The organism is Azospirillum largimobile (assembly GCF_977007025.2).
The window spans coordinates 437,501-445,000 of the sequence record NZ_CDRMUA020000002.1 but is presented as its reverse complement, the minus strand read 5'-3'; the positions used below and the strand labels follow the sequence as shown (position 1 = coordinate 445,000).

5 protein-coding genes and 2 rRNA genes (2 of these 7 only partly in view) are annotated in these 7,500 nt (G+C 65.6%); 2 read left to right on the top strand and 5 right to left on the bottom strand.

What is annotated here, in order from left to right; all coding sequences use genetic code 11:
- A protein-coding gene (locus ACWPKK_RS15365; RefSeq protein ID WP_452005642.1) for a putative bifunctional diguanylate cyclase/phosphodiesterase crosses the window boundary here: on the top strand, nucleotides 1-1,393 show its 3' portion. The gene continues 500 nt to the left of window position 1, outside the view; 1,393 of the gene's 1,893 nt are visible here — the last part of the coding sequence; its start codon lies off the left edge, out of view; the stop codon is at nucleotides 1,391-1,393.
- A 1-nt stretch (nucleotide 1,394) separates the two neighbouring features.
- On the opposite strand, the gene hglS is transcribed toward ACWPKK_RS15365, so the two are convergent.
- Nucleotides 1,395-2,801, bottom strand: a complete 1,407-nt coding sequence (hglS, locus tag ACWPKK_RS15360; RefSeq protein WP_452005639.1) for a 2-oxoadipate dioxygenase/decarboxylase HglS — start codon at nucleotides 2,799-2,801, stop codon at nucleotides 1,395-1,397.
- A gap of 107 nt (nucleotides 2,802-2,908) precedes the next feature.
- Complete coding sequence (locus ACWPKK_RS15355) at nucleotides 2,909-3,862, bottom strand: LysR family transcriptional regulator (protein ID WP_452005636.1); 954 nt, start codon at nucleotides 3,860-3,862, stop codon at nucleotides 2,909-2,911.
- Between the two features lie 179 nt (nucleotides 3,863-4,041).
- Here ACWPKK_RS15355 and ACWPKK_RS15350 point away from each other — a divergent pair, with 179 nt between their 5' ends.
- Nucleotides 4,042-5,337 (top strand): NAD(P)/FAD-dependent oxidoreductase, encoded by a 1,296-nt coding sequence (locus ACWPKK_RS15350; RefSeq protein WP_452005633.1) that lies wholly within the window; start codon nucleotides 4,042-4,044, stop codon nucleotides 5,335-5,337.
- A 77-nt stretch (nucleotides 5,338-5,414) separates the two neighbouring features.
- Here ACWPKK_RS15350 and ACWPKK_RS15345 read toward each other — a convergent pair whose 3' ends face one another.
- The 3 genes from ACWPKK_RS15345 to ACWPKK_RS15335 all read right to left on the bottom strand — a co-directional run.
- A complete protein-coding gene (locus tag ACWPKK_RS15345; protein WP_324869679.1) occupies nucleotides 5,415-6,116 on the bottom strand; it encodes a CBS domain-containing protein in 702 nt (233 codons plus the stop codon).
- Nucleotides 6,117-6,337: 221 nt separating this feature from the next.
- Nucleotides 6,338-6,453: ribosomal RNA gene (rrf, locus tag ACWPKK_RS15340) — 5S ribosomal RNA — on the bottom strand.
- A gap of 145 nt (nucleotides 6,454-6,598) precedes the next feature.
- Nucleotides 6,599-7,500, bottom strand: a 23S ribosomal RNA gene (locus ACWPKK_RS15335) (it continues 1,844 nt past the right edge of the window).

The following is a 7,500-nucleotide window of genomic DNA, read 5'->3' as shown; positions in this document are numbered from 1 at the left end:
CTCGCTGTCGAACCGCTTTCGGCTTCTTGCCGACATCGACGCTCTGCAGGCCGATCCGGCCGCCGGGGAGCGCACCCGCAAAACCGTGGTGGTGATCGACACCGCCGCGTCCCAGCAATATGCCGAGCTGACCCGGGTGCTGGGCCAGGTCTGCGCCGACGCGTTCGAGGTCGATTGCGCCCACCGCATCGCCGCCTGCCTGCCGGGGCGCACCCGGCTCTACCACCTGTCGCCGGCCCGCTTCGCCTGCATCCTCGTCGATAGGCCGGAGGACGAATTGGCAGCCACTCTCGACCGGATCGGTGCGGCAATCCGCAGCCCCTTCCATTACCAGGGGGTGCCGATCGCGTCCTCCACCGGCATCGGATTCGTCCATCATCCGGACCGGCCGGGCGGAAGCGTGGAACTGCTGCGCGCCGCCGCCAGTGCCGCCCACCAGTCGCTGGAAAAGCAGAAACCCTGGTGCGCCTATGACGAGGGGCAGGACCGCGCCTCTCACCGCGCCTTTCTGCTGCTGAGAAGCCTGACAGAAGCGATCGGCGGCTCCAAAGCAGAAGCCACCGGTACAGCCCCCAGTACCGCCCCCAGTACCGCCCCCAGTACCGCCCCCAGTACCGCCCCCGGCACCGCCATCGGGCGCGACAGGCAACTTCACATTGCCTACCAGCCCAAAATCGACCTGCGCACCGATGCCTGCATTGGGGCAGAGGCGCTGCTGCGCTGGACCCATCCGGAGCTGGGACCGATCTCGCCGGCGGAGTTCGTGCCGCTGGCGGAGCGGACGGCGCTGGTGCGCCCGTTGACAGAGTGGGTGATCGGGGCGGTGCTGGTCCAGATCGCACGGTGGCGTCGACGCGGGATCGCGCTGCCGGTCTCGATCAACATCTCGATGCTGGACCTCGGGGCCAACGACTTTGCCGACCGGGTGGCCGCCATGCTGGACCGGCACGGGGTGCAGGCGGACTGGATCGACTTCGAGGTGACGGAAAGCGCGCTGATGACCGACCGGGCGGTGGTCGACCGGCAGCTCGACCAACTGCGCCGGCTGGGGATCGAGGTAGAGATCGACGATTTCGGCACCGGCCAAAGCGCGCTGTCCTACCTGAAGGACATCCCGGCGACGGCGGTGAAGATCGACCAGCGCTTCATCCGCTCCATCGCCACCGAACGCAGCGACCAGATCATGGTCCGCTCGACCATCGACCTTGCCCACGATCTCGGCTATCGGGTGGTTGCGGAGGGGGTGGAGACCGTCGAGGCCTATGACTGGTTGCGCCTGCACGGCTACGACTTCGGACAGGGTTATCTGTTCTCCCGCCCGCTCGCACCGGAGGCTTTCGAGGACTGGCTGGCGGCGGGGGCCTTCCGGCCCGCCGCCGTGGTTGCGCTGTGACCTACGCCGTCGCCGGGCTCACGGCCGACAGGCAGTCGTCGATGGAGGCCCGTTCGATCTCCGCGTAGAGGTCGAACGGGTTCAGGACGGACTCGCCGAGGTCGGCTTCGAAGCGCTGCTGGTTCGGGCTGGCGGAGAAATCCTGCTGCGCATCGTCGCCCAGGTTGGACTGGAAGATGCCGGCCGCGCTGACCGGCAGGAAATCCTCATAGACCACGGGATCGAAGCGGACGAGACCAGCCCCGATCAACACCTCCAGATCGGCATCGGGTGCCGGCGGGTTGCGGCGTCCGGCATCCGTCAGCGAATAGGTGAAATAGCCGAGCTGCTGGCGGCGGATCTCGTCCCAGCTGTCGGGAAACGGGGCGAAGACCTCCTGCAGGGCGGCCATGTACTCGGCGGCGTTCGACCCGTCTGCGGCCGGGGCGACGAGGCGGCGGGAATCCTGCAGCAAGGCGTCGTACAGCGCACGGCCCTTCGGCGTCAGCGCGATGCCGCGCTGTTCGATCTCGCCGAACCGCGCGGTGTGGACACCCGAACGCCAGCCGTCGCCGTCGCGGAAATCCACCGGCTCGCTCAGCGCCTTGAAGGAGGTCTGGCGCAGAAGGATGGGGCAGCGCCGGGTCGGCGGGCCTTCCACCACCGCCTTGGGTGCGATGCCCTTCTCCGGCATCATCCGCTGCACCGCGTCGATGTCGAGCGTGCGCGGGGTCAGATGGTTGATGTGCGGTCCCTTGAACGAGACGACGTCGGCGATCAGCCGATGGGCGTCATGCAGCCGCTTGTAGAGGTCGAGCGGCACATTGGCCCGGCTGTGCCAGCGGAAGGTTTCCAGTGCCTCCGCAACGAAGCGGGTGGCCTCCTCCTCCGTCAGCCCACCATTCACCTCTGCCTTTTCGATCAAGGCGAGGCAGCCGGCGGTGAAGATGCTGCGGCCGGCCAGCACCTGTTCCGCCTCGTTCCGCAGGGCGGCATCGGCAATCAGGTCGAGCCTCAGCAGCGAGGTGAAGACACGGAACGGGTTGCGGCTCAACGCCTCGTCGGTCACCGGACGGAAGGCGGTGGAATGGACGGGAACACCGGCTTCCGACAGGTCGTAATAGCCGACCGGCTGCATGCCCATCACCGCGAACAGGCGGCGCATGGTGGCCAGTTCATTTGCGGTGCCGAGCCGGATGGCGCCGTGACGCTCCTCCGTGATGCGAGCGAGGCCGCCCGCGGCCTCCAGCCGGCGGCGTTCCGCCGGGTCGGCGGCAAGCACCGCCTCGTTCACGTCCCGAACCAGTTCGACGAGCGTCTGATAGGCCGGCACCTCCGTCCGGTACATCTCCGACATGGCGGTAGAGAACAGGGTACGGATCGCATCGGAGCCGATGAAGGCGGGGCTGAAGGAACTCTGGGCACTCATTGCAAATCTCGCTCGCGTTGCCTGCGTCGGACCGGTCCGATCACTCTTCCGGTCCCTCCCATCGGCCAGCTATAGCAACGAAGCGCCGCATTGGATTGCGATTGTTTTTACCGACTTGATGAGGAAAGCTCATGATGCGGCGGGGTGCGCCCCGCGGCTCCCTCCCCAGCTTCCTCCCGGGTTTCCGCCAGGATCCAGTCGCGGAAGGCGGCAAGCGGCGGATAGCTCGTCCGTTCCGACGGCCACACGATGTGATAAGCGTCCTCACTTTCCATCGGCAGGTCGAGCGCGGGCACCAGTTGCCCCGAGCCCAATTCCTCCCCGATCAGGAAAAGCGGCAGCAACGCCACCCCCAGCCCGGCAACGGCCGCCTGAATGGTGGTGCCGAACTGGTCGAACAGCATGCCATGCACGCCGTCGGCCGGCGTATCGTGCAGGGTCAGCCAGCGTTCCCAGGCATCGGGACGACTGGTCAGGTGCAGCAAGGGGGCAAGCCGCAGATCGCCGGGCTGCCGGAAGCCGAACCGGTCGCGCAGATCGTGACTGCAGGCGGGGATGACCGTTTCCCGGCGCAGAAGCGCCATCTCCCCACCCGGCCAGTCCGGCCGGCCGAAATGGATCGCCACGTCGACTGGATCCAGCCGGAAATCGAAGGGCGCCATGCGCGTCACCAGATTGATGGTCACACCTGGATTAGCAGCCAGGAATTTCGGCAGCCGCGGCGCCAGCCAGCGGACCCCGAAGGTCGGCAGGATCGCGATGCTCAGCGTGCCGCCATAGGGGTTGGCGCGCAGGTTGAGCGACGCGGTGCTGATCTTGCGCAGCGCATCGCGGACCTCGCGCACGTAATACTCCCCGCCCACAGTCAGGCGGATGGTCTGCCGTTCGCGGTGGAACAGTTCGACCTCCAGCAACTCCTCCAGCGCCTTGATCTGACGGCTGACGGCGCTCTGGGTCAGGGACAGTTCCTTCGCCGCCGCGGTGATGCTGCCGCTCCGCGCCGCCGCCTCGAATGCAGTCAGAAGGGACAGGGAGGGGAGGAAGCGGCGAGGGCTCTGCATCTCATTCTCACGGGGAATGACTGGTTGAGCAAACATCACTTTGCCGAAGGGGGTAGGCAAGCGAATCTTCCCAGCTGTCCGTGGATGCGGCGACCCGCTACGCTCACGGAACCGGTCCGGACGGTGTTTCCGGCCGGGAATGACAGGCGGGCAATAACACGGGAAAAGGACCACAGGGAATGCTGAACGATCCGCGGTCGCACGGGCTTTGGGAACGGACGGCACCGCCGGCGCCACCGACCACGCCGCTGACCGGCGCGGTCAGGGCAGACGTGGTGATCGTCGGCGCCGGATATACCGGCCTGTCGGCCGCCCTGCATCTGGCGGAAAGCGGTGCAGACGCGGTGGTGGTTGAGGCGGTGGAGATCGGCTTCGGCGGCGCCGGCCGCAATGTCGGGCTGGTCAACGCCGGCATGTGGGTGATGCCAGACCAGCTCGTCAACACGCTGGGGCCGGTCTATGGAGAGCGATTGATCGAACTGCTCGGCAATGCTCCGCGCACCGTATTCGACCTGATCACCAAACACGCCATCGCCTGCGAGGACGAGCGCAGCGGCACCCTCCATTGCGGCGTCGGTCCTGCGGGCTTGCGCGAACTGGAGCAGCGTGCGGAAATCTGGCAGAAGCGAGGAGCGCCCGTGCGCCTGCTCGACGCAGCGGAAACGGCGGAGAAGGTCGGTACCAGGGCCTACACCGGGTCACTTCTCGATTTGCGGGCCGGCACCATCCAGCCGCTGGCCTATGCCCGCGGGCTGGCCACCGCCGCCGTGAAGGCGGGTGCCCGCATCTTCACCCGCAGCCCGGTCCAGTCGGCAAGCGAGGCCGGCGGCAAATGGGAGGTGAAGACGGCGACCGGCAGCGTGCTGGCCGATTGGGTGATCGTCGCCACCGACGCCTACAGCATCGGCCCCTGGATGCAGCTGCGCACCGAACAGGTTCACCTGCCCTACTTCAATCTGGCGACGGAGCCACTGTCCGAGCCCATGCGGAAAGCCATTCTGCCGGAGCGGCAGGGTGTGTGGGACACCAAATCGGTGCTCAGCTCCTACCGGTTCGACCGCCAGGGACGATTGGTATTCGGCAGTGTCGGCGCCTTGCGGGGATCCGGAAACGCGGTGCACCGGGCCTGGGCACAGCGTTCGCTGGCCGCTCTGTTCCCGCAGCTCGGCCCGGTGCGGTTCGAATCCGAATGGTATGGGCAGATCGGGATGACCAAGGACAACCTGCCCCGCTTCCACCGGCTGGGCCGCAACGTGATCGGCTTCAGCGGCTACAATGGCCGCGGCATCGCCCCCGGCACGGTTCTCGGCCGCTGCCTTGCCGACCGCATCACCGGCAAGCTCACCGACGCGGAGATGCCGCTTCCCGACACGGCCCTGGAAACGGTCGCCGGTCGTGCGGTGCGCGAAGCCGCTTACGAATACGGGGCGCAGGCGACCCACTTCATCGGCGCGCGGCTGCCGGGTCGGATCTGACCTGGTTCGAAAAACGGGCATGGCCGGAGTAGACCGGCCATGCCCATCCGCAATGCAGACCCCTTTACAGGCGCCTTTTACAGCCCCCAGGCCCCGCTTTCCGCCGGGTCGACGACCTGGATGTTATTCTCCACCCCCTTCACGCCGGGAACGCTTTCCGCCGCGACGCGTATGGCGTCGCGCTGGGACGCACTGCTGATGAAGCCCCAGAGATGAACGATGCCGTTCCGGACGACGATGGCGTCGTGCGACCGCGAATCCCAGGACAGTTCCTTCATGGCTGCGGTGACACGCTCCTTCAGCACACGGTCGTCAGGGGCCGCCGCGGCGGTCTCCGGCGAGACGCTGGCCAGTGCGCGCAGCAGGTTCGCCCGGCTGATGATGCCGATCAGGTTGCCCTGACGGACCACCGGCACGCGTTTGATCCGGCGCGTTTCCATCAGCCGCACGACCTCCTCGGGCGAGGCGCTTTCGTCGACGGTGGTGACATGGGCGGTCATGACGTCCGTGACCTTGCGGGCATGGGACTTGACGAAATCCTCCGCCGGCAGCGTGCCGCCGGACACCAGCCCCAGCCACCAGGAGCGGTGGCGCTCGGTCCCGAGTTCCACCCGGCGCAGCAGGTCGCCCTCGCTGATGATGCCGACCACCTTGCCGGCCGCATCCACCACGGGCATGCCGCTGATGTTGTTCTCCAGCATCTTCTTGGCCGCGTCGGCGACAGTCGCGTCCGCGCCGATGGTGATGACCCGCGGTGTCATCAGATCGATAGCCTTCATGGTTTCGCTCCCCCTTGATGTTGTGCGGTGAGGTAAGAGTAGGGGAGCGGCCAACCGAGGGCGATTGATCTGCCGCAAATCGGCGGCAGGCTTTCCGCATGGTGAAAAAGACCGTCGGCCCAAACGGCAAAACGCCCCGGCTGGTGAGAGCCGGGGCGTTTCTGATGTTCGTGACGATGCCAGCGTGTTTGCTTCGGTTTGGCGTCTCTTGAGCCTGAGTGACCTGGCGGCGACCTACTCTCCCACGTCTTAAGACGCAGTACCATTGGCGCGGAGGCTTTTCACGGCCGAGTTCGGGATGGGATCGGGTGTTTGACACCTCGCCATGACCACCAGGTCACCAAGGCTCAAGACCGACGCTAATCCGAAGCGTAGCGCTGTTCAGTGCAAGTGAGGGTGAGAATGTATCGAACTGGCGGTGTTGCGTCAAGCAGGGCCCAACAAGCAGGCTTGCTGCTGCGCATGGCGCGGTTTGTGGGGTCGAGATCAAGCCGATCGAGCGATTAGTAAGGCTTAGCTTCAGACATTGCTGCCCGTCCACATGCCTCCTATCGACGTGATGGTCTGTCACGGCTCTCAAGGGAGCTCTGGTTTAGAGGTGGGTTTCCCGCTTAGATGCTTTCAGCGGTTATCCCGTCCATACTTAGCTACCCGGCCATGCCACTGGCGTGACAACCGGTGCACCAGAGGTATGTCCATCCCGGTCCTCTCGTACTAGGGACAAATCCTCGCAAAACTCCGACACCCACGGCAGATAGGGACCGAACTGTCTCACGACGTTCTAAACCCAGCTCACGTACCACTTTAATCGGCGAACAGCCGAACCCTTGGGACCTGCTCCAGCCCCAGGATGTGATGAGCCGACATCGAGGTGCCAAACGACTCCGTCGATATGGACTCTTGGGAGTCATCAGCCTGTTATCCCCGGCGTACCTTTTATCCGTTGAGCGATGGCCCGTCCACGTGGAGCCACCGGATCACTATGGCCGACTTTCGTCTCTGCTCGACTTGTCAGTCTTGCAGTCAGGCGGGCTTATGCCATTGCACTCGACGAGCGATTTCCGACCGCTCTGAGCCCACCATCGCGCGCCTCCGTTACACTTTGGGAGGCGACCGCCCCAGTCAAACTACCCGCCATGCAGGGTCCCGGACCCGGATCACGGGCCACGGTTAGATGCCAGAGACTTCAAGGGTGGTATTTCAAGGTTGGCTCCACCCGGGCTGGCGCCCAGGCTTCCAAGCCTCCCACCTATCCTACACATGAAGTCCCTAGCACCACTGCAAAGCTGTAGTAAAGGTGCACGGGGTCTTTCCGTCTGACCGCGGGAACTCCGCATCTTCACGGAGAGTTCAATTTCGCTGAGTTGGTGTTGGAGACAGCGGG